The sequence below is a fragment of the Bradyrhizobium sp. 2TAF36 genome (assembly GCF_052114925.1).
GTDB lineage: Bacteria > Pseudomonadota > Alphaproteobacteria > Rhizobiales > Xanthobacteraceae > Bradyrhizobium > Bradyrhizobium barranii.
Map to the genome: position 1 here is coordinate 25,757 of NZ_JBFRFR010000032.1, position 18,699 is coordinate 44,455.

Below are 18,699 nucleotides of genomic sequence, written 5' to 3' on the forward strand. Positions count from 1 at the left end.
GCAAGGCCCTGAAAGAGGAAGGCGTCAGCCGGCCTTGTTCGGCGGCCACTCCTGGCGCTTGATCTTGCTGGTCCATTGCAGGAAGTCGGCGAGATCGTTGAGCTCCTGGTCGGTGAGATTGAACTGCGGCATCTGGCGCCGGCCCTCCGCGCCCGAGGGCTGTGACTGCATCCAGGCCTTCAGTGTCTCGCGCGCCGCGGCCGGATCCTCATTGCCGCCCCAGCGATCCCAGACATTGCCGACTTCAGGGGCGAAATACGCGCCCTCGCCCAGCAAGGTGTGGCAATTGATGCAGGAGTTCTTCTCCCAGACATGCTTGCCGCGCGCGACCGACGATGTCAGCGTCGTCGCGTCCGTCGAGGTCGTCGCCATATAGTAGTGGCTGTGCGCCGTCAGCCCGATGAAGATGGCGAAGAAGAAAGCCGAGCCGCCGTAGAAGACGTTTCGCGCCGCCGACTTGGTCAGGCGTTCAGCCATTGCCAGTCCTTTCCGTTGTGAGTCCAGTAATGAGGAGCAGTGATGCTGTATCTTGCCGATCCGTGCCGACGGGTCTTTGTTCGGGCGCAATGAGCGCTGCGTTGGCGGCGTCAGATCAATGCGACGACGGCGGAGGCGAGCCAGGCGAACAGCACGACGATGAAGATCCATGCGCTGACGAGGCCGCGCCAGAGCGCCGGCACCGCCCGAAGGTCCATGAAATCGAGCGCGATTCGGCGGCCCTTGATGGCGGCAAGGACCAGGAGAAGTGCATTGGCGAGCAGCGGACGCGGCATCAGTGGCGGAAGCAGGATCGTCGCGAGCGCGAGGCCGATCAGCACGAGCCAGGTGATGTCGAGACGGCCGGGCATGATCAGCGCACCAGATAGAGGATCGGGAACATGACGATCCAGACCAGATCGACCATGTGCCAGAAGGCGGCGCCGGTCTCGACGCCCGAGATCTCGGCGCGGCGGCAGACCACGGCAAGGATGATGATGCCGAGGCCAACATGCAGGAGATGGAAGCCGGTCAGGAGGAAGTAGAGCGTGAAGAACGGGCTGGTCTCCAGGCCGATCCCGCGACCGATCTCTTCGGCATATTCGGTCAGCTTGATCGCGATGAAGAGGCCGCCGAGCGCCATGGCAATCAGTAGCCAGCGGCGCGAGGCCTGCTTTTCATTGGCGCGCGCAGATCTGGTCGCCCTCGCCGCGGCCCAGCCGCTGGTCACCAGCACGATTGTGTTGAGGCCGGCGAGATTCGCGTTGAGCGCCGCCTGCCCCGCCGCGAACACAACGGGATGGATCGCCCGGGCAACGACGAAGGCGCCGAGGAACAGGCCGAAGGCGACGAGCTCGCTGAAGATCAGCACCCAGATCATGGGATCGCCGGGGAGATCTTCCAAGATTCCCCAGCCGGTTCCCTGTTGTTCGCAATCGGCCGCAGACATCGTCTTTCCGGATCAGGACACCGGCCAGACCTAGCTCAACCGTCCAGTTCGGAATTTGTCGCAGGACAAACTGGGGGGCCACCGGCCGAGATGTTTGCGCCGACGCAACGTCTCGCTCGCCGGAGCGCGGTACGAACAGACTCAGGGTTCGCAAAGAGCGGTGAGCAATGACATGAGCGATGCACAGATCGGGCTAATGACCGCGACACCCATCATCATCGCCTTCGCCATCGCGCTCCGGCGCATGGGCGTGCTGTCGACGGTGGCGACGGTATCGGCGGTGAGCCTCTCCGTCGCGATCGCGACGGTGCTGTTCACGACGCAGTAGCCGGGCACTACCGATGAGGAGACGATCAGCTATCGCCGGTCGGGCGCTATTCTCGGCAGGATGAGCTGAAACCGCGTCCCCGCGCCGGGCAGGCTCTCGAGCCGGAGCTGCCCACCCAGCCGGTCGACGACGATGCTGTGCACGATATGCAGACCGAGTCCGCTGGCGCCGTCGTGTCGGCGCGTGGTGAAGAACGGGTCGAAGGCCCGCCGTTCCACATCGGGAGCCATGCCGCAGCCGTCATCAGCAAACAGCAGCTCAACGTGGTCATCATTGACCGCACGGAGCGAGACGTTGATCGTCCCGGTCTCACCATCGGAGAACGCGTGCGTCATCGCATTGACTGCGAGGTTGGTGAGCACTTGGCCGAAAGGCCCGGGATAGCTGTCCATGGCGAGATTCGTTTCGCAGTGGAGGCTGAACGCGATGTCGCGCACCCGTAACTGCCGCTCGAACTGCGACAGAACCTGGCCGGTCAGCTCGCCTGCGTCGAAGCTGCGCCGAAGTGACTCGGTCTGGTCAGCCGCCACCTGCTTGAAGGATTGCACCCGCTCGGCGGCGCGACCGAGATTCGTGACCAGCTGCGCCGACGCATCGCTGACCAGTTCCAGAAACCCTGTCAGTGTCGAGCGCTTGAGATTACCCCGCGCGACCTCCGCCGCGAACTGCTCCGCCTTGCGCTGGAGCGTCGATGCCACCGTCAGACTGCTGCCGAGCGGCGTGTTGATCTCGTGCGCGACACCGGCAACCATGCGCCCGAGCGCCGCCAGCTTTTCCGCCTCGATCAAGGTGTCCTGGATATCGCGCAGATGGCGAAGCGCGGTCTCAGCGGCGTCCCTGGCGCTGCGAATCTCCCGCTCGGCGCGCTTGCGTTCGGTGATCTCCTCCGCTGCCACGTTGACCGCGACAATCTCGCCGTCCGGCATTCGCAGCGGGTGCCAATAAGTAACCCAGGAACGCTCCTCGACCTGATCAGCCCGTTGCCCCGCCACCTCGATACCGATCACGGGCTCGCCCGTCGCGACGATCGAGCGCACAATCTGCTCGACGGAACCCGCCAGGGCCGGCACGCAGTCCCTGACCGTATGTCCAAGATGGCCTTCGATGGATATGCCGCAGATCTCGGTCAGACGCTGGTTGATCAGCAAATAGCGGCAGTCCGGCGACAGACAGGCCAACCCGATCGGGGCGGTGTCGTAGATCAGCTGCAACGCCGGCAAAGTCGAGACCAGCATCACTTCCGAAGCCGGCGATGACCTCACTGTACTCGTCACTCAGGTTCCCCGTGGTCCCTTGCGTCGACCACATGAGATTAGCACGGAATTGGCGATCGGTTGATCTAGATCAAGAAGACGCGCCGGCGCCTCTCGTTCCGAGGCTCTGGCGTGAATCGCCTCGTTCAAAACAGAACAAAGGCCCCGATCAATAAACCTGCAGCAAAGGAGCCTAGCCCGAGGGTGCAGACGGAAACGATGCGCAAGAGGATGCGAAGCCGGCCCTCAAATTCATCGTCTGTCATCTCGTGGATATGAGCCGCCACTGGTGCTGCCCTGCCCGTGCCCTGCTCGGCACCCCCCGGATCTAGTCCCCAAATCATGGTCATCGCGAGGCATCGGTTCCGGTCGCGATGCCGTGATCGAAATTGACGAAAATGGTAGTCGCCTGGCGGGGCGGCGCCAGAGCCTCCCCCGCGACGTGATTTTGCGCCTACCGCCGCTGGTTATACACGTCGATGCACACGGCCCCGAGCAGCACCAGGCCCTTGATGACCTGCTGATAGTCGATGCCGATGCCGAGGATGGACATGCCGTTGTTCATCACGCCCATGATCATGGCACCGACCACGGCGCCGCCGACGCGCCCGACGCCACCATAGGCCGAGGCGCCGCCGATGAAGCAGGCGGCGATGACGTCGAGCTCGAAGCCGAGGCCCGCTTTCGGCGTCGCGGTGTTGAGACGCGCGGCAAAGACGAGGCCGGCAAGGGCTGCGAGCACGCCCATGTTGACGAAGGTGAGGAAGGTCAGCCGCTCGGTCTTGATGCCCGACAGGCTTGCCGCCTTGGCGTTGCCGCCGACGGCATAGATCTGCCGGCCGATCACGGTGCGGCGTGTGACGAAGCCGTAGAGCGCGATCAAGGCGCTCATGATCACCAGCACGTTCGGCAAGCCGCGATAGGTCGCGATCAGGTAGGTGAAGTAGAGCACGGCGCAGGCCAGCACCACGCTCTTGCCAAGGAAGAACGCGTAAGGCTCGACCTCGATGCCGTGCGACTGCTCCCGCGCGCGGCTCTTGGCGCTGGCATAGACCAGCCCCAGCGCCAGCACCGCGCCGATCAGCATCGAGGTCGGATGCAGCGTGCCCGCTTCGGGCAGGAACTCCGGAATGAAGCCCGACGACAATTTCTGGAAGGTCGGCGGAAACGGCCCGAGCGACTGCCCCTGCAACACCGCGAGCGCAAGTCCCTTGAATACGAGCATGCCGGCCAGGGTCACGATGAAAGACGGTATCTTGAAATAGGCGACCCAATAGCCCTGCGCCGCGCCGATCGCAGCGCCGACCACGAGGCAGGCGATGAAGGCGAGTGTATAGTCGACCTTGTACGTCACCATCAGCAGAGCGGCGACCGCGCCGACGAAGCCCGCGACCGACCCCACCGAGAGGTCGATATGGCCGGTGACGATCACGAGCAGCATGCCGAGCGCCATGATGACGATGTAGCTGTTCTGGAGCACCAGATTGGTCAGGTTGAGCGGCTGGAGCAGCGTGCCGCCGGTCATGACCTGGAAGAACAGCATGATCGCGATCAGCGACATCAGCATGCCGTAATTGCGCAAATTGTTCTTGATGAAGCTGCCGTGCCGGCGCTCCTCGGGCAGCGACACCGTCTTGTCGGTCATGGCTGCGATCCTCCCATCTCCGCGGCCTCAGGCACGCTGTTTCCGTTGCTTCGTTCGTTGCGCATGATGGCGCGCATGATCTTCTCCTGCGTCGCCTCTGCGCCCTTGAATTCCCCGACGAAGGCGCCGTCGTTCATGACGCAGATGCGGTCGCAGATGCCGAGCAGCTCGGGCATCTCCGAGGAGATCACCACGACGCCGCGCCCGGCCTCCGCAAGCTCGTTGATGATACAGTAAATCTCGTATTTGGCACCGACGTCGATGCCCCGTGTCGGCTCGTCCAGGATCAGGACCTTGGGATCGGTCATCAGCCATTTCGACAGCACCACTTTCTGCTGGTTGCCGCCGGAGAGCTGGCCGGTCTCCTGGTACACGTCGGAGCAGCGGATGCGCATGCGGCTCCGGTAGTCGCTGGCAACCTTCAGCTCGGCGATGTCGTCGATCACCCGGCCGGGTGCGACCTGGTCGAGGCTGGCGAGCGTGATGTTCTTGCGGACGTCATCTGCCAGGATCAAGCCGAGCTGCTTCCGGTCCTCGGTGACATAGGCAAGGCCGGCGTCGATCGCGGCCGCAACGCTCGGCAGCACGATCTCATGGCCCTCGAGCTTGATGCGGCCGCTGATAGTGGTGCCCCAGGAGCGGCCGAACAGGCTCATGGCAAACTCGGTGCGACCGGCGCCCATCAGCCCGGCAATGCCGACGACCTCGCCGCGCTTCACGCCGAAATTGACGTTCTTGATCACCTGCCGCTCGGGATGAATGGGGTGATAGACCGACCAGTTCTCGACGGTCAGGACAGGCCCGCCGATTTTCGCGCTGCGCTCGGGAAAGCGATGGGCGAGATCGCGGTTGACCATGCTGCGGATGATGCGGTCTTCCTGGATCGGCTCGCTGCGGCAGTCGATGCTGTCGACGGTGCGGCCGTCGCGCAGCACGGTGATGTGGTCGGCGACCTTGGCCACCTCGTTAAGCTTGTGCGAGATCAGGATCGAGCCGATGCCCTGCTCGCGGAAAGCCATCAGGCGTTCGAGCAGCGCGGCGCTGTCGGCCTCGTTGAGGCTCGCGGTCGGCTCGTCCAGGATCAGCATCCGCACCCGCTTGGACAGCGCCTTCGCGATCTCTACCAGCTGCTGCTTGCCGACGCCGAGGTCGGTGATCAGCGTATCCGGCGATTCCTTCAGGCCGACCTGCGCCAGCAGCTCGCGCGTGCGCCGGTAGACCTCGTCGCGATCGATGACGCCGAATTTTGACGGCGGATGCGACAGGAAGATGTTCTCCGCGATCGACATCAGCGGGATCAGCGCCAACTCCTGGTGGATGATGATGATGCCGAGCGCCTCAGAATCGTTGATGTCGCGGAAGCGGCGCTCCTCACCCTCGAAAACGATGGTACCCTCGTAGCTGCCGGCCGGGTAGACGCCGCTGAGCACTTTCATCAGTGTGGATTTGCCGGCACCGTTCTCGCCGACAAGCGCGTGGATCTGCCCGGCCTCGACCGAGAAGTTCACGTCACGCAGAGCCTGCACGCCTGAAAAGCTCTTGCTGACGTTGCGCATCTCCAGCATGGCGGTCATGATTTCACATCCCTCGATCGCTGCTAGTTCACCTCTCCCCGCTTGCGGGGAGAGGGAGAAGAGGCTCTCCCCGCAAGCGGGGAGAGGGGAAAGAAAGAAGCTTACTGGAACTGCGACTTCTTGTAGTAGCCGCTGTCGACCAGAGTCTTCTCCCAATTGTCCTTGTAGACCACGACCGGCTTCAAGAGATAGGACGGCACCGTCTTGGCGCCGTTCTCGTAGGTCTTGGTGTCGTTGACGGTGACCTGCTTGCCGGCGAGTGCGGCGTCGACCATGTCGGCGGTCACCTTGGCGAGGTCGCGGGTGTCCTTGAAGATGGTCGAGTACTGATCGCCGCGCAGCATCGCCTTGATCGAGGGCACCTCGGCATCCTGACCCGAGATAACAGGCATCGGCTGGCCGGCGCTGCCATAGCCCACGCCCTTCAGCGATGAGATGATGCCGATCGAGAGGCCGTCATAGGGCGACAGCACCGCGTTGACCTTCTTGTTGCCGTAGTAGGCGCTGAGCAGATTGTCCATGCGCGCCTGTGCGGTGGCGCCGTCCCAGCGGAGCGTCGCGACCTTGTCCATGCCCATCTGGCCGGAGACGACGACGAGCTTGCCGCTGTCGATGTACGGCTTCAGCACGCTCATCGCGCCGTTGTAGAAGAAGTAGGCGTTGTTGTCGTCGGGCGAGCCGCCGAACAGCTCGATGTTGAACGGGCCCTTGCCGTCCTTGAGGCCGAGCCCCTGCACAAGCGACTCCGCCTGCAGCACGCCGACCTGGAAATTGTCGAAGGTCGCGTAATAGTCGACGTTCGGCGTGCCGCGGATCAGGCGATCATAGGCGATCACGGTGATGCCTTTTGCTTTCGCCTGCTTGAGCACGTCGGACAGCGTGGTGCCGTCGATCGCCGCGATCACCAGCGCTTTCGCACCCTTGGTCACCATGTTCTCGACCTGCGAGAGCTGGTTCGGGATGTCGTCCTCGGCATATTGCAAGTCGGTGTTGTAGCCGCGCTCCTTCAGCACCTTGACCATGTTGTTGCCGTCGTCGATCCAGCGCGCCGACGATTTGGTCGGCATGGCAATGCCAACCGTCGCCTTGTCCTGGGCGGAGGCAGTGACGCCTGAGGCCATCGTCGCTGCGCCGGCCAGCGCCAGCGCGAGGAATGTCGTCTTCAGTTTCAGCATGTTTTACTCCCTTGGGTGTCAGACTGTTTCTTCGTTTCGTCGAGAACGTTGGTCGTGTGCGGCTTCGAGCCTCCTATGCGAGCTTGACGTCAGGCTCCGCGCGGCCACGCGCAGATGCCTGCAACAGGAAAGTACAGCCGGCTTGCGGATCGGCAGCGCGCGCCGCCGCGTCCATATCCTGCCAGGCCGAGGTGACGAGGAGGCGTGACAGATCAGGGCCGACGAAGGCCGGGCAGCTCGATTGCCTTGCCGGCACGCGCAGCGAGCGCAGGCGCTCGCCTTGCGGAGAGTAGACATCGATCCGGCCCGCACCCCAGCAGGCGTTCCAGATCCGCCCGTCGGCGTCGCACACCGAGCCGTCGAGCCCCCCGATGCCGGTGTGGCGCAACAGAACGTCCGGCTCGCCTCGCGGCAAGCCGGTCGCCGGATCAAGCGGAACGGCGTAGAGCACGGCGCGCGCGGTGTCGGCGAAGTAGCCGGTCGCACCGTCCGGTGAAAAGCAGATCGAATTGGGAATGGTGATGCGGGGGAACAGCATCGATATCTTGCCGCGATGGAACGCGTAGATCGCGCCCGCTCCTGCCTCCGCATTGCGGCCCATGGTGCCGATCCAGAACGTGCCGGACTGATGCACACGGGCATCGTTGGAGCGCGTCGCGGGATTGTCGGCTTCAAGCGGACAGACCAGCGTCAACGCGCCGTCGGCGAGCTTGCGGATGTAGAGGCCGTCTTCGGCGACGATCAACTGGCGCTCGGCGTCGATGCGCCCGAGACCGCTCGCCATCCGGCCGAGAGCGTGGACGCGAATGCTGCCGCTGCCGAGATTCGCCTCGAACAGCCGCTCCTCGCGGATATCGAACCACCAGGCCGTGTCGGTGCTCAAATCATAGGTCGGCCCCTCGCCGAGGTGGCACGGATCGTCCGAGAGAACCGAGGTCGGCACCTCTTCCATCATGGCGTCCTCACTCCAAAGCGATAGACCGTGTGATGACGGTAGACCTCGCCGGGATTGAGGCGCGGGCTCGGGAAATCCGGCCGGTTCGGCGCATCCGGCCAGATGTGCGGCTCGAGACACATGGCATCCGACTGCCGGATGAGCTTGCCGCCCTTGCCCGAAATCGTGCCGTCGAGATAGTTGCCGGAATAGACCTGAAGGCCGGGCTGATTGGTCAGGAGCTCCATGATGCGCCCTGAACGCGGCGCCTCCAGCCGGGCCGCGAAAGCAAGCTTGCCATCGCGCCCGAGACAGTAGGTATGGTCGTAGCCCTTGCCGTTCCGCAATTGCTGATCGCTCTCGCGGATGCGCGCGCCGACGGCTTCGCCGTCGCGGAAGTCGAACGGCGTTCCGGCCACCGCGCGCGGCGGCTCAGCCAACGGAATGGCGGTGGGATCGATGGCAAGGAAATGCTCGGCGGCGACCGTCAGCTTGTGGTCGATAATGGGCGTGCCTGAGGTCGCGCCTTCCAGATTGAAGAAGCTGTGATTGGTCAGGTTGACGATGGTCGGCCGGTCGGTTCGCGCCTCCATCGTCAACGACAGCTCGGCCGGGCCGGTGACGCGATAGGTCAGGCGCACGTCGAGCCGGCCGGGATAGTTTTCTTCGCCATGCGGGCTCGAATAGGTGAGCGTGACGCCCGGCTCCGCGCCGTCGTCGATGGCGGCGATCTCCCAGAGCTTGCGATCGAACCCGTCGAGGCCACCATGCAGCGCATTCGGACCGTTGTTGACCGGAAGCTGCACCGTTTCGCCGTCCAGCGAAAATCGTCCGTTGGCAATGCGGTTGGCGTAGCGGCCGACGGTGGCACCGAAGAACTTTCGTTCGGCGCGATAACCGGCGAACGCGTCATGGCCGAGCACGACGTCGTCGTAACCGCCTTTGGCGTCCGGTGCGATGAGCGCCTGGATCACCGCGCCATGGGTGATGATGCGGGCTTCGAACCCGCCCTCCCCGCGCAGCACGATGCGCTCGACGTTGCGGCCGTCCGGCAGCGTTCCGAAGATGTCTTTTGTTATTCTTGAGCCAGCCATGTTCAGTCCACAAACGGTTCGACGATGTTACGCTTGCCGAGCAGGAAGGCATCGGCAACGAGACGCAGCGGCGCCAGGTCGACGTCGCGCGCGCCGGTCGCGGTGAGCTTGACGAAGCGCCCGTACAGCTCGCGATATTCCTGATCGGGCGCCTCGGCAATGGTCTCGCCGTCGATCGCCATGCGCCGGCCGCCGCCCGACAACGTCATTCGGCCCTCGTCCGTTTCGACGAGGATATCCCAACTCTGCGGTCCGGTCTGGCGGAAATCGAACTCGGCGGTCACAGGCAGGCCGCCGATGTCGGTCAGCGTCAGGTTCGCGGCGATCGGGGCCTGGCAATTGGCTGGAAAGGCCAACTCGGCCGCGGTGACGAACACCGGCCGCGGCAGAATACGGGTCAGGATCGAGAGCGCGTTGATGCCGGGATCGAACACGCCGAGCCCGCCCGGCTCCCAGATCCAGCCCTGCCCGGGATGCCAGACGCGAACGTCTTCCTTCCAGTTGATGTGCACAGACTTGATCTGCCGCGTGAGAAGCCACTCGCGCGCCGGCTCGACCGCGGGCGCATAGCGCGAATGCCAGGTCGCAAACAGCGTTCGCTTGGCTTCCTCCGCCATCGCGATCAGCGGGTCGAGCTCGGCGACGCCGGTGCCGGGCGGCTTCTCCAGCATCACGTGCTTGCCGGCAGCGAGCGCCGTGGCGGCCTGGGCACGCCGTACCTGCGGCGGCGTGCAGAGCGAGACGGCATCGATCGGCGGTCCCTTTTCCAGCAATTCCTCGATGGTCGCAAAATTCGGCACGCCCGGCAGCGATGCGTTGCGGCTCGCGACGGCCGCGAGCGTCGCGCCCGCCGTCGCGGCAATCGCACCGACATGCTGGTCGCGCGCGATCTTGCCGAAGCCGACGATGGCAATGCGAAGTTCGGTCACGCTTTTTCTCCAATATCCGCGGACGGCAGCGCCTCGGCCTCGTGGCGGCGCATACCGTTGTGAATGACATAAACCATCGCTTCCGAGGCGGTCTGGGCGTCGCCGGCGGCGATGCCATCGACGATCTTCTGGTGCCAGAGCAGCACGGTGTCACGGTCCTCCGGCTCGACCGGTGCGCTGAGCAGGAAGGAGGCGCGCAGGGCGGCCTCGATGACGTGGCCGATCGAGCGCATGAACAGATTGCCCGAAGCGCGCGCCACCGCAACATGGAGCGCGAGGTCGGCGTCGGCAAAGCCGACGGAATCGGAAGCCTCAAACCGCATGCGGTCCATGCAACGACGGAGCTCGGCGAGGTCGTCCTCGGACCGCTGCGCCGCCGCCAGCATGGCCGCGCGCGGCTCGACCGCGAGGCGAATCTCGGCGAGGTCGTTGAGGAAGCGCTTGTCGATGCCGGCGTCGAGATGCCAGGCCAGCACGTCAGCGTCGAACATGTTCCAGGCGGCGCGCTCGCGTACGACGGTGCCGACGCGGGCCTTGGTGGTGAGCAGACCCTTGGCGACCAGGGTCTTCACGCTCTCGCGCAGCACCGGTCGCGACACGCCGAACATTGCAATCATCTCGGCATCGCCAGGCAGGCGCGTTCCCTCGGCGTAGCGGCCGGCGATGATGTCGACGCCGATCGAGCGGGCCACTTCCGCATGGTTGGAGTGAGCCCGGCGCGTCGGGATGACGACGATGCGCGACGTCATGTGGCTGCTCCTGCGCGCTTCGCCGCCGGCCGCCGCGCGAGCGCGACCAGCCCCTGCTGCAAGGCGATGAAGGCGAACAGTAGCACGCCGGTCGCGATCTTGGTCCACCAGCTCGACAGCGTTCCGTCGAAATTGATGTAGGTCTGGATCAAGCCCTGGATCAGCACGCCGAGGAAGGTGCCGATCACCGAGCCCTGCCCGCCCGTGAGCAGCGTACCGCCGATCACGACAGCCGCGATGGTGTCGAGCTCGACGCCGACCGCGGAGAGCGAGTAGCCGGCGCTCGTGTAGAAGGAGAACACGATGCCGGCGATGCCCGCGAGCAGGCTCGACAGCATGTAGATCCTCACCGTCATCTTGCCGACGGCAACGCCCATCAGGCTCGCGGTCGCCCGGCTGCCGCCGAGCGCGTAGACATTGGCGCCGAACCGGGTGAGATGCAGCAGCAAGGCGCCGCCGATCACGATCACGAGCATGATGATCGCGATCGCCGTCAATCGCCCTCCACCGGGCATCCGCAGCGCGAAGTCCGACACGGTGGAATAGACCGGCGCGGTGATCGGCACCGATTCCGTCGAGAGCAGGAAGCTCGCGCCACGGGCCAGGAACATCCCCGCCAGCGTCACGATGAACGGCGGCAGGTCGAAGACATGGATCACCGCGCCCATCGCAGCTCCGAAGGCCGCCGAGAGCGCGAGGATCGCGACGAAGGCAAGCAGCGGCGGCACGCCCCAGCGCTCGATCGCAAGCGCGACGAACACCGTGGTGAAACCAATCACCGAGCCGACCGAGAGGTCGATGCCGCCGGAGATGATGACGAAGGTCATGCCGGTCGCGACGATGCCGAGAAAGGCGTTGTCGGTGAGGAGATTGCCGACCACGCGGGTGGAGGCGATGTTGGGGAATTGCACGGCGCAGAGCGCAAAGCCGGCAACCAGCACGATAGCGGTGATGAGGACGGGCGGCAGGCCTTTCATGCTTTGGACCTCCGCAGCCGCGCGGCGATCCCGGCAATCCCCGAAAATTTCGGCGATTGCAGCAGCAGCACCGTCATCACCACCACCGCCTTGACCAGCAAATTGAACTCCGGTGGATAGCCCGACAGCAGAATGCCGGTGTTCATGGTCTGGATGATCAACGCACCGAGCACGGCCAGCACGAGGCTGAAACGGCCGCCGAACAGGGAGGTGCCGCCGATCACCACCGCGAGGATGGCGTCGAGCTCGAGCCAGAGGCCGGCATTGTTGGCATCCGCGCCCATGATGTCGGCCGCCGCGATCACGCCGGCGAGCGCGGCGCAGATGCCGCACCAGACGTAGACAGCCAGGATCATCGCACGCGTGCCGACGCCGGCAAGCTCGCTCGCCCGCGCGTTGCCGCCGGTTGCCTCGATCAGCAATCCGAGCGCCGAACCGCGCACCACCGCTCCGGTGAGAATCAGCATGCCCAGGGCGATCACGACCGGCATCGGCACGCCGAGCACCGCGCCATTGCCAAGCCAGACCAGATCCGGCGAGGAGAAGGTCACGATACGCCCCTCGGTAATGAGCTGCGCGATGCCGCGTCCCGCCACCATCAGGATCAGCGTCGCCACGATCGGCTGCATGCCGAGCACCGCGACGAGAAATCCGTTCCACAATCCGCAGACCAGGCCAGCGCCGAGCGCGGCCGCAAGGACCACAGGCAGACTGTGCGTGTCGGCAAGGCTCGCCGCGATCGCGCCCGAGATGGCCATGACCGCACCGACCGACAGATCGATGCCGCGCGTCGCGATCACCAGCACCATGCCGAGCGAGAGCAGCGCCACCGGCGTGCCGCGGTTGAGCACGTCGATCAGGCTGCCGAACAGCCGGCCGTCCTGGAGACGCAGATCGAAGAATTGCGGCGACACGATGCGATCGGCCGCCAGGATGACGATCAACGCGAGGATCTGGGCAAGGCCGCGGCGCGGCAACAGCGCTGTCATGCCCGACCCTCATGCGCGACAGCGGCGCCATCGGCGGCGATGGCCGCGAGAATGTTGCCGACGTCGATCGTCTCTCCCGCGAGCTCCTCGACATGGGCACGGTCGCGCAACACGACCACGCGGTCGGAATAGGTCACGATCTCATCCAACTCGGAGGAGATCACGAGCAGCGCCAGCCCGTCGTCGCAGAGCTCGCGGATCAGGCGGATGATCTCGGCATGCGCGCCGACGTCGATCCCGCGGGTCGGCTCGTCCAGCACCAGGAGGCGCGGCGAGGTCGCGAGCCAGCGCGCCAGCAGCACCTTCTGCTGATTGCCGCCGGACAGCAGCCCCACGGCGCGCTCCGGATCGGGCGGGCGGATGTCGAGCATCTTGACGTAGCGGCCTGCGATCTCGTCCTGCTCGCGGCGCGACAGCGGCCGGTGCAGGCCGCGCTTGGCCTGGAGCGCGAGCACGATGTTCTCGCGCACGGTGAGCTCGGCGACGATGCCGTCGGTCTTGCGTTCCTCCGGGCAATAGCCAAAGCCGTGGCGCACGCCGTCGCGCGGCGACTGCAGCCGCACGGGCGCCCCCTCCACCCTCGCCTGCCCGCCATCGGCGCGCTCGGCACCGAACACCAGCCGCGCTGTTTCGGTCCGGCCCGAGCCGAGCAGGCCGGCGAGACCCACGACCTCGCCATGGCGCAGCTCGAGATTGAACGGCGCGACATAGCCGGCCTTGCCGTAGTTCTCGAAACTCGCGCAGACCTCGCGCGCCCGATGCTCTCCCGCCGACGCGCGGGCGCTGGTGGTCTCGGCCAGCTCGCGGCCGAGCATCATCCGGATCAGCTCGAGCCGCGGCAGCGAGGCGGTCTCGCGCTCGCCGACCAAGCGGCCGTTGCGCAACACCGTGATGCGGTCGGAGATCTCGTAGACCTGATCGAGGAAGTGACTGACGAATACGATGCCGATGCCGCGCTTGGCGAGCTGGCGCATGATGCCGAAGAGGATCTCGACCTCGTGGCGGTCGAGGCTCGCCGTGGGCTCGTCCAGGATCAGCACGCGCGCGGAGAGATCGACGGCCCGCGCAATCGCGGTGACGTGCTGGATGGCGACGGAATAGCTGCCGAGCGGCGCGGCGACGTCGATATCGAGGCCGAAGTCCGTGAGAAGCGCCTTGGCGCGACGCCGCATCTCGCCTTCACGTACGATGCCGAAGCGCATCGGCTGTCGGTCGAGGAACAGGTTCTGCGCGACCGAGAGATTCGGTAGCAGATTGACCTCCTGGTAGACCGTGGCGATGCCGGCCTGGAGTGCGGCCTTGGCCGAGCGCGGCGCGACCTCTTCACCGCCAAGCCGGACGATGCCGGCATCGCGCGGGAATACGCCGGTGATCACCTTGATCATCGTGGATTTGCCTGCGCCGTTCTCGCCAAGCAACGCATGAATCTCGCCGGCACGAAGCGTGAAGTCGACCTCCTGCAACGCACGCACAGCACCGAAGCTTTTGCTGATCCCGCGCACCTCCAGCAGGGAAGGAGCAGGATCGGGGCTGTTCTCCATAACGACGTCACTCCCACCGGCGTCCGCTTATGCTGCGGACACCCAGCCTATTCGTTCGCGCAACGGTTTCGAAGGGGGATGCGCCGGACCACGGGGGAGCGGTCCGGCGCTGCGCCGCCTCAGTAACCGAGGCCCTTCTTGCTGTCGTAGATCTTCTGCGGATCGTCAGCCGCTGTATAGAGCTTGGAGTCGGTCTGGATCCACTTGGGCGGAACGGTGCCCTTGTCCTTGAAGGCCGCGACGGCATCGAGCGCGGGGCCGGCCATGTTCGGCGTCAGCTCGACGGTGGCATTGGCCTCGCCGGCGGCCATGGCCTTGAAGATGTCGGGGACTGCGTCGATCGAGACGGTGAGGATCTCCTTGCCCGGCTTGAGGCCGGCTTCCTTCATCGCCTGGATCGCGCCGACCATCATGTCGTCATTGTGCGCGTAGACCGCGCAAATCGACTTGCCGCCGCCTTCGGCCTTGATGAAGCTCTCCATCACCTCCTTGCCCTTGGCACGGGTGAAGTCGCCGGTCTGGCTGCGCACCACCTTGAGGTTCGCATGCTTGGCGATGGCGGTGTCAAAGCCCTTCTTGCGGTTGGCGGCGACGCTGGCGCCGACCGTGCCCTGCAATTCGACGACGTTGCAGGCCTTGCCGCCGACGGTCTTGGCCAGCCAGTCGCCGGCAACCTCGCCTTCGTGCACGCTGTCGGAGGTCACGGCGGTGAGATAGAGCTCCTTGCCGGAGGGATCGATGTCGCGGTCGAGCAGCACGACCGGGATCTTGGCCTCCTTGGCCTCCTTCAGCACCGAGTCCCAACCGGTCGAGACTACGGGTGCAAGGAAGATCGCATCGACGTTCTGCGCGATGAAGGAGCGGATCGCCTTGATCTGGTTCTCCTGCTTCTGCTGCGCGTCGGCGATCTTGAGATTGACCTTTCGCTTGGCAGCCTCCTGCTTGGAGACCGACGTCTCGGCCGCGCGCCAGCCGGATTCCGATCCGATCTGCGAGAAGCCGATGGTGAGCTCGGCGGCGCTGGCCGGCAGCGCGAGCAGCAACGCGGCCGTGGCGCTGGCCGCAAAGAGGGCTTTGAGGGTCATCAGGCGTATCTCCCAAGAAGTCATCTTGTGTTATCTCGAGTGCCGATCGGTAGCATGGCACCCGCAGGCCGGCCTTTGAGGCGGCGGGAGGGACTATTTCACGGAAGATGAGTTCCGACTAGTCATATTATTTGACTATTCGCGCGAAACTTCGATTTGGCGGGAAGGACGGTTCAATGACACGCCCAGCGCGATTTTGTTCCGTGGATGCAACGGGGAGATGAAGGAATATKTGCGGCCCGCAATCTCTCCTCCGCGTCATTGCGAGCGCAGCGAAGCAATCCAGAAACTGTCCACGCAGGGACTCTGGATTGCTTCGCTGCGCTCGCAATGACGGTGTGGATAGAGTTCGGCGTAGGTCGACCAAATCGACTCGCGGAGAGTCCGCGTCACCCGGATTGCATCTTCGATGCAATCCGGCTCTCCCCGCGTGCGGGGAGAGGCGAAGGGTAGCGGAGCTAAATCAGCTTCCGTTGCGCGAGGTTCTTCATCAGCGCGCCGATTCCAAACGTCCAGGGCTCGCACTCGTCGCTGGTGCGCATGCGGTTGATGAGCTTGCCGAGCTGGGGTGCTGCGATCGTGACGATGTCGTCGCGCTTGTGGGTGAACCCCTGCCCCGGCGCATCGCGATCCTTGACGGGTGCGAACATCGTGCCGAGGAACAGCACGAAGCCATCGGGATATTGATGCACCTTGCCGATCGTCTGCTCGACGAGGTCCGTGGGATCGCGACTGATCATGCTGATCGAGGAATGGCCGTCGAGAACGAAACCGTCCGCGCCCTTCACGTTCAGGCTGATGTCGAGCTTGCGGGCGTCGTCGAGTGTGAARCTGTCGTCGAACAGACGCAGCAACGGGCCGATCGCGCAGGAGGCGTTGTTGTCCTTGGCCTTCGACAACAGCAGCGCCGAACGCCCCTCGAAGTCGCGCAGATTGACGTCGTTGCCGAGTGCGCCGCCGACGATCTTGCCGCGGCTCGAGACGAACAGCACCAGCTCGGGCTCGGGATTGTTCCAGGTCGATTTCGGATGCAGCCCGGCATCCATGCCGGTGCCGACCGAGGACAAGGTCGGAGCCTTCGTGAAGACCTCGGCATCCGGACCGATGCCGACTTCGAGATATTGGCTCCAGGCGTTCTGATCGATCAGCACCTGCTTCAAATGCATCGCCTGGTCGGAGCCCGGCTTGAGCTTCGACAGATCGTCGCCGATCAGCCGCGTCACTTCTTTCCGGATCGCTTCGGCCGATGCCGGATTGCCCTTGGCCCGCTCTTCGATGACGCGCTCCAGCATCGAGATGGCAAAGGTGACGCCGGCGGCCTTCAGGGTCTGGAGATCGAGGGGCGCAAGCAGCCACGGCTTTTTCGGATCGCGCCCATCCGGCGCCGTGTTGGCCACGATCGCTTCGAGATCGCCGATGCGCTCGCCCTTGACCGAGGCGAGCGCCTTGGCCGGATTGTCTTCCTCGCAGAGCGCGCTGACGGTCGGAAACTTGGCGGTGACGTCGAAGACGCCGTCTCCACGGACGGCRACAACGGCCGGGCCGTTCGCCTGCGGCAGCCAGACGCGGCCGACCAGCGTCCCCTTCGTTCCATCCTCGGGGAGAAGATCTCTAACAGACAGTGTCGTCATGGCCGCGTCCTCGCTCTTTCTCGGATCGGCCGCGTTCACAGCAGCCGATCCCATTGGCGAAGACCAATAAACGTCTGGCAGGGGAAGTCCAGACCGGCAGCGAAGAGCCGCTATGCCCCTGCCCGGGCCTTTATGCGCCTGCTCGCGCTTTGCGCGCCGCGATCTGCTGGAGCGCCCAGCGCGCGTTCTTGCGAACGTCGGGGTCGGCATCGTCGGCGATGACCGCCAGGAACGCCTCGCCGTCGGGATGGGCGATCTCGCCGAGCGCGGCCGCCGCCTCCTTCCGCAAATTGGCCTGGTCGTGGTTGATGCAATTGCCGATCGGGCGTACCGCGCGCTCGATCTTCATCTTGCCGAGGCTGCGGATCGCCTTCAGCCGCACCTGCCAGAATTCATCGGCGAGCGAGCCGACAAGCTGATCGGCCGCGAGCGAACCGTTGACGTTGAGGCCCAGCGTTTCCGCGGCCATCTCGCGCACCATCCAGTCCGAGTCCTTCAGCCCGCGTGTGATCGTCTCGGCCGCGGGCTTCAGCTGCGAGAAGGCCAGCGCGCTCACCGCGGCGCGGCGCACATGGGCGTCGGGATCATTGATCAGCGCGGTCAGCGCGGGGATGGATTCCTCCAGCTTGAGGAAACCGATCACGCCGATCGCCTGCACGCGAACGGCCGCATCTTGATCCAGGAGCGCTTCCAGCGCCGGCTTCAGCGTGTCCTTGCAGCGCAGCTCCTTCAGCGCGCGCAGCGCGCCCATGCGGACGAAGGCATGGGCGTGCTTGACCAGCGGCAGGATGATCTCGGCGCAGGCCGGATCCTTGAACTCGGCCATGCTGTCGGCCGCGGCCGCCGCCACGATTCTTTCGGGATCGACCAGCAGTTTGACCAGCCCATGCGCGGCCTCCGGCCCGTCGAACTCGCCGAGCGCCATCGCGACCTGCTGGCGCACACCGGCGTCGGGATCGGCGGCCATGTTGGCGAGATGCGCGACGGCTGCGGGATCGCCGGAGTGACCGAGCGCGATGATGGCGACGCGGCGCTCGGCGGGATCGGCGGCTTGCAACCGCTCATCGGCGTCTTCGAGGTCGTCATAGGACTCGAACGGGCTCGACATGATCACCTCAACAGATAGGGAATATTGACGGTGACGGCGCCGGTCGGGCAATCGGCCTCGCAAGGCATGCAGTACCAGCACTCGTCATAGGCCATGTAGGCCTTGCCGGTCATGTCGCTGATGCGGAGCACATCGAGCGGACAGACGTCGACGCATACGGTGCAGCCCTTGTCGGCGATGCATTTGGCGTCGTCGACGACCACCGGAACCGATGTCTGATAGGACGCGAGAGGCATTTTATGTCTCCTGTTGCGATGTTGC

Annotated in this window: 19 protein-coding genes; 1 reads left to right on the plus strand and 18 read right to left on the minus strand. The window is 65.0% G+C overall.

The window, feature by feature from the left end:
* Positions 1 to 24 precede the first annotated feature (24 nt).
* From AB4Z51_RS19520 to AB4Z51_RS19530, 3 genes are all read right to left on the minus strand, one after another.
* Positions 25 to 477, minus strand: a complete 453-nt coding sequence (locus AB4Z51_RS19520) for a c-type cytochrome (RefSeq protein WP_085399418.1) — start codon at positions 475 to 477, stop codon at positions 25 to 27.
* Between the two features lie 110 nt (positions 478 to 587).
* Complete coding sequence (locus AB4Z51_RS19525) at positions 588 to 848, minus strand: cytochrome C oxidase subunit IV family protein (protein ID WP_085399417.1); 261 nt, start codon at positions 846 to 848, stop codon at positions 588 to 590.
* Between the two features lie 2 nt (positions 849 to 850).
* Complete coding sequence (locus AB4Z51_RS19530; protein ID WP_135214996.1) at positions 851 to 1,426, minus strand: cytochrome c oxidase subunit 3 family protein; 576 nt, start codon at positions 1,424 to 1,426, stop codon at positions 851 to 853.
* A 172-nt stretch (positions 1,427 to 1,598) separates the two neighbouring features.
* Here AB4Z51_RS19530 and AB4Z51_RS19535 point away from each other — a divergent pair, with 172 nt between their 5' ends.
* Positions 1,599 to 1,754: a hypothetical protein gene (locus AB4Z51_RS19535; RefSeq protein WP_085965373.1), complete on the plus strand. Its 156-nt coding sequence runs from the start codon at positions 1,599 to 1,601 to the stop codon at positions 1,752 to 1,754.
* A gap of 29 nt (positions 1,755 to 1,783) precedes the next feature.
* On the opposite strand, the gene AB4Z51_RS19540 is transcribed toward AB4Z51_RS19535, so the two are convergent.
* The 15 genes from AB4Z51_RS19540 to AB4Z51_RS19610 form a co-directional block, all read right to left on the minus strand.
* On the minus strand, positions 1,784 to 2,989 hold the full coding sequence (locus AB4Z51_RS19540; protein WP_085399415.1) for a sensor histidine kinase: 1,206 nt from the start codon (positions 2,987 to 2,989) through the stop codon (positions 1,784 to 1,786).
* 472 nt (positions 2,990 to 3,461) lie between these two features.
* Positions 3,462 to 4,652, minus strand: a complete 1,191-nt coding sequence (gene mmsB / locus AB4Z51_RS19545; RefSeq protein ID WP_085399414.1) for a multiple monosaccharide ABC transporter permease — start codon at positions 4,650 to 4,652, stop codon at positions 3,462 to 3,464.
* Positions 4,649 to 6,226 (minus strand): multiple monosaccharide ABC transporter ATP-binding protein, encoded by a 1,578-nt coding sequence (mmsA, locus tag AB4Z51_RS19550; protein WP_085399413.1) that lies wholly within the window; start codon positions 6,224 to 6,226, stop codon positions 4,649 to 4,651. The genes mmsB and mmsA overlap by 4 nt, the downstream gene beginning before the upstream one ends.
* A 101-nt stretch (positions 6,227 to 6,327) precedes the next feature.
* Entirely contained in the window at positions 6,328 to 7,401 is a 1,074-nt protein-coding gene (chvE, locus tag AB4Z51_RS19555; RefSeq protein WP_063984479.1) for a multiple monosaccharide ABC transporter substrate-binding protein, read from the minus strand.
* 73 nt (positions 7,402 to 7,474) lie between these two features.
* Positions 7,475 to 8,353, minus strand: coding sequence for an SMP-30/gluconolactonase/LRE family protein (locus AB4Z51_RS19560; RefSeq protein ID WP_085399412.1), 879 nt, complete (start codon positions 8,351 to 8,353; stop codon positions 7,475 to 7,477).
* On the minus strand, positions 8,353 to 9,429 hold the full coding sequence (locus AB4Z51_RS19565; protein WP_085399411.1) for an aldose epimerase family protein: 1,077 nt from the start codon (positions 9,427 to 9,429) through the stop codon (positions 8,353 to 8,355). The genes AB4Z51_RS19560 and AB4Z51_RS19565 overlap by 1 nt, the downstream gene beginning before the upstream one ends.
* Before the next feature lie 2 nt (positions 9,430 to 9,431).
* A complete protein-coding gene (locus AB4Z51_RS19570; RefSeq protein WP_085399410.1) occupies positions 9,432 to 10,358 on the minus strand; it encodes a Gfo/Idh/MocA family protein in 927 nt (308 codons plus the stop codon).
* Positions 10,355 to 11,107 carry a FadR/GntR family transcriptional regulator gene (locus AB4Z51_RS19575; protein WP_028150313.1) on the minus strand — a complete coding sequence of 251 codons (753 nt, stop codon included), beginning with the start codon at positions 11,105 to 11,107 and terminating at the stop codon, positions 10,355 to 10,357. The genes AB4Z51_RS19570 and AB4Z51_RS19575 overlap by 4 nt, the downstream gene beginning before the upstream one ends.
* Positions 11,104 to 12,084, minus strand: coding sequence for a galactofuranose ABC transporter, permease protein YjfF (gene yjfF, locus AB4Z51_RS19580; protein ID WP_071915510.1), 981 nt, complete (start codon positions 12,082 to 12,084; stop codon positions 11,104 to 11,106). Before yjfF ends, AB4Z51_RS19575 begins: the two co-directional genes overlap by 4 nt.
* Positions 12,081 to 13,073 carry an ABC transporter permease gene (locus tag AB4Z51_RS19585; protein WP_085399409.1) on the minus strand — a complete coding sequence of 331 codons (993 nt, stop codon included), beginning with the start codon at positions 13,071 to 13,073 and terminating at the stop codon, positions 12,081 to 12,083. Before AB4Z51_RS19585 ends, yjfF begins: the two co-directional genes overlap by 4 nt.
* On the minus strand, positions 13,070 to 14,614 hold the full coding sequence (locus tag AB4Z51_RS19590) for a sugar ABC transporter ATP-binding protein (protein ID WP_085399408.1): 1,545 nt from the start codon (positions 14,612 to 14,614) through the stop codon (positions 13,070 to 13,072). The genes AB4Z51_RS19585 and AB4Z51_RS19590 overlap by 4 nt, the downstream gene beginning before the upstream one ends.
* 119 nt (positions 14,615 to 14,733) lie before the next feature.
* Complete coding sequence (gene ytfQ / locus AB4Z51_RS19595; protein WP_063984486.1) at positions 14,734 to 15,699, minus strand: galactofuranose ABC transporter, galactofuranose-binding protein YtfQ; 966 nt, start codon at positions 15,697 to 15,699, stop codon at positions 14,734 to 14,736.
* A 458-nt stretch (positions 15,700 to 16,157) separates the two neighbouring features.
* Positions 16,158 to 17,330 carry a fumarylacetoacetate hydrolase family protein gene (locus AB4Z51_RS19600; protein ID WP_085399440.1) on the minus strand — a complete coding sequence of 391 codons (1,173 nt, stop codon included), beginning with the start codon at positions 17,328 to 17,330 and terminating at the stop codon, positions 16,158 to 16,160.
* A 130-nt stretch (positions 17,331 to 17,460) separates the two neighbouring features.
* Positions 17,461 to 18,438: a HEAT repeat domain-containing protein gene (locus AB4Z51_RS19605; RefSeq protein ID WP_441497798.1), complete on the minus strand. Its 978-nt coding sequence runs from the start codon at positions 18,436 to 18,438 to the stop codon at positions 17,461 to 17,463.
* Between the two features lie 2 nt (positions 18,439 to 18,440).
* The gene (locus tag AB4Z51_RS19610; protein WP_008141081.1) at positions 18,441 to 18,674 is read right to left on the minus strand and encodes a 4Fe-4S dicluster domain-containing protein; all 234 of its coding nucleotides are present in this window, start codon (positions 18,672 to 18,674) and stop codon (positions 18,441 to 18,443) included.
* Positions 18,675 to 18,699 lie beyond the last annotated feature (25 nt).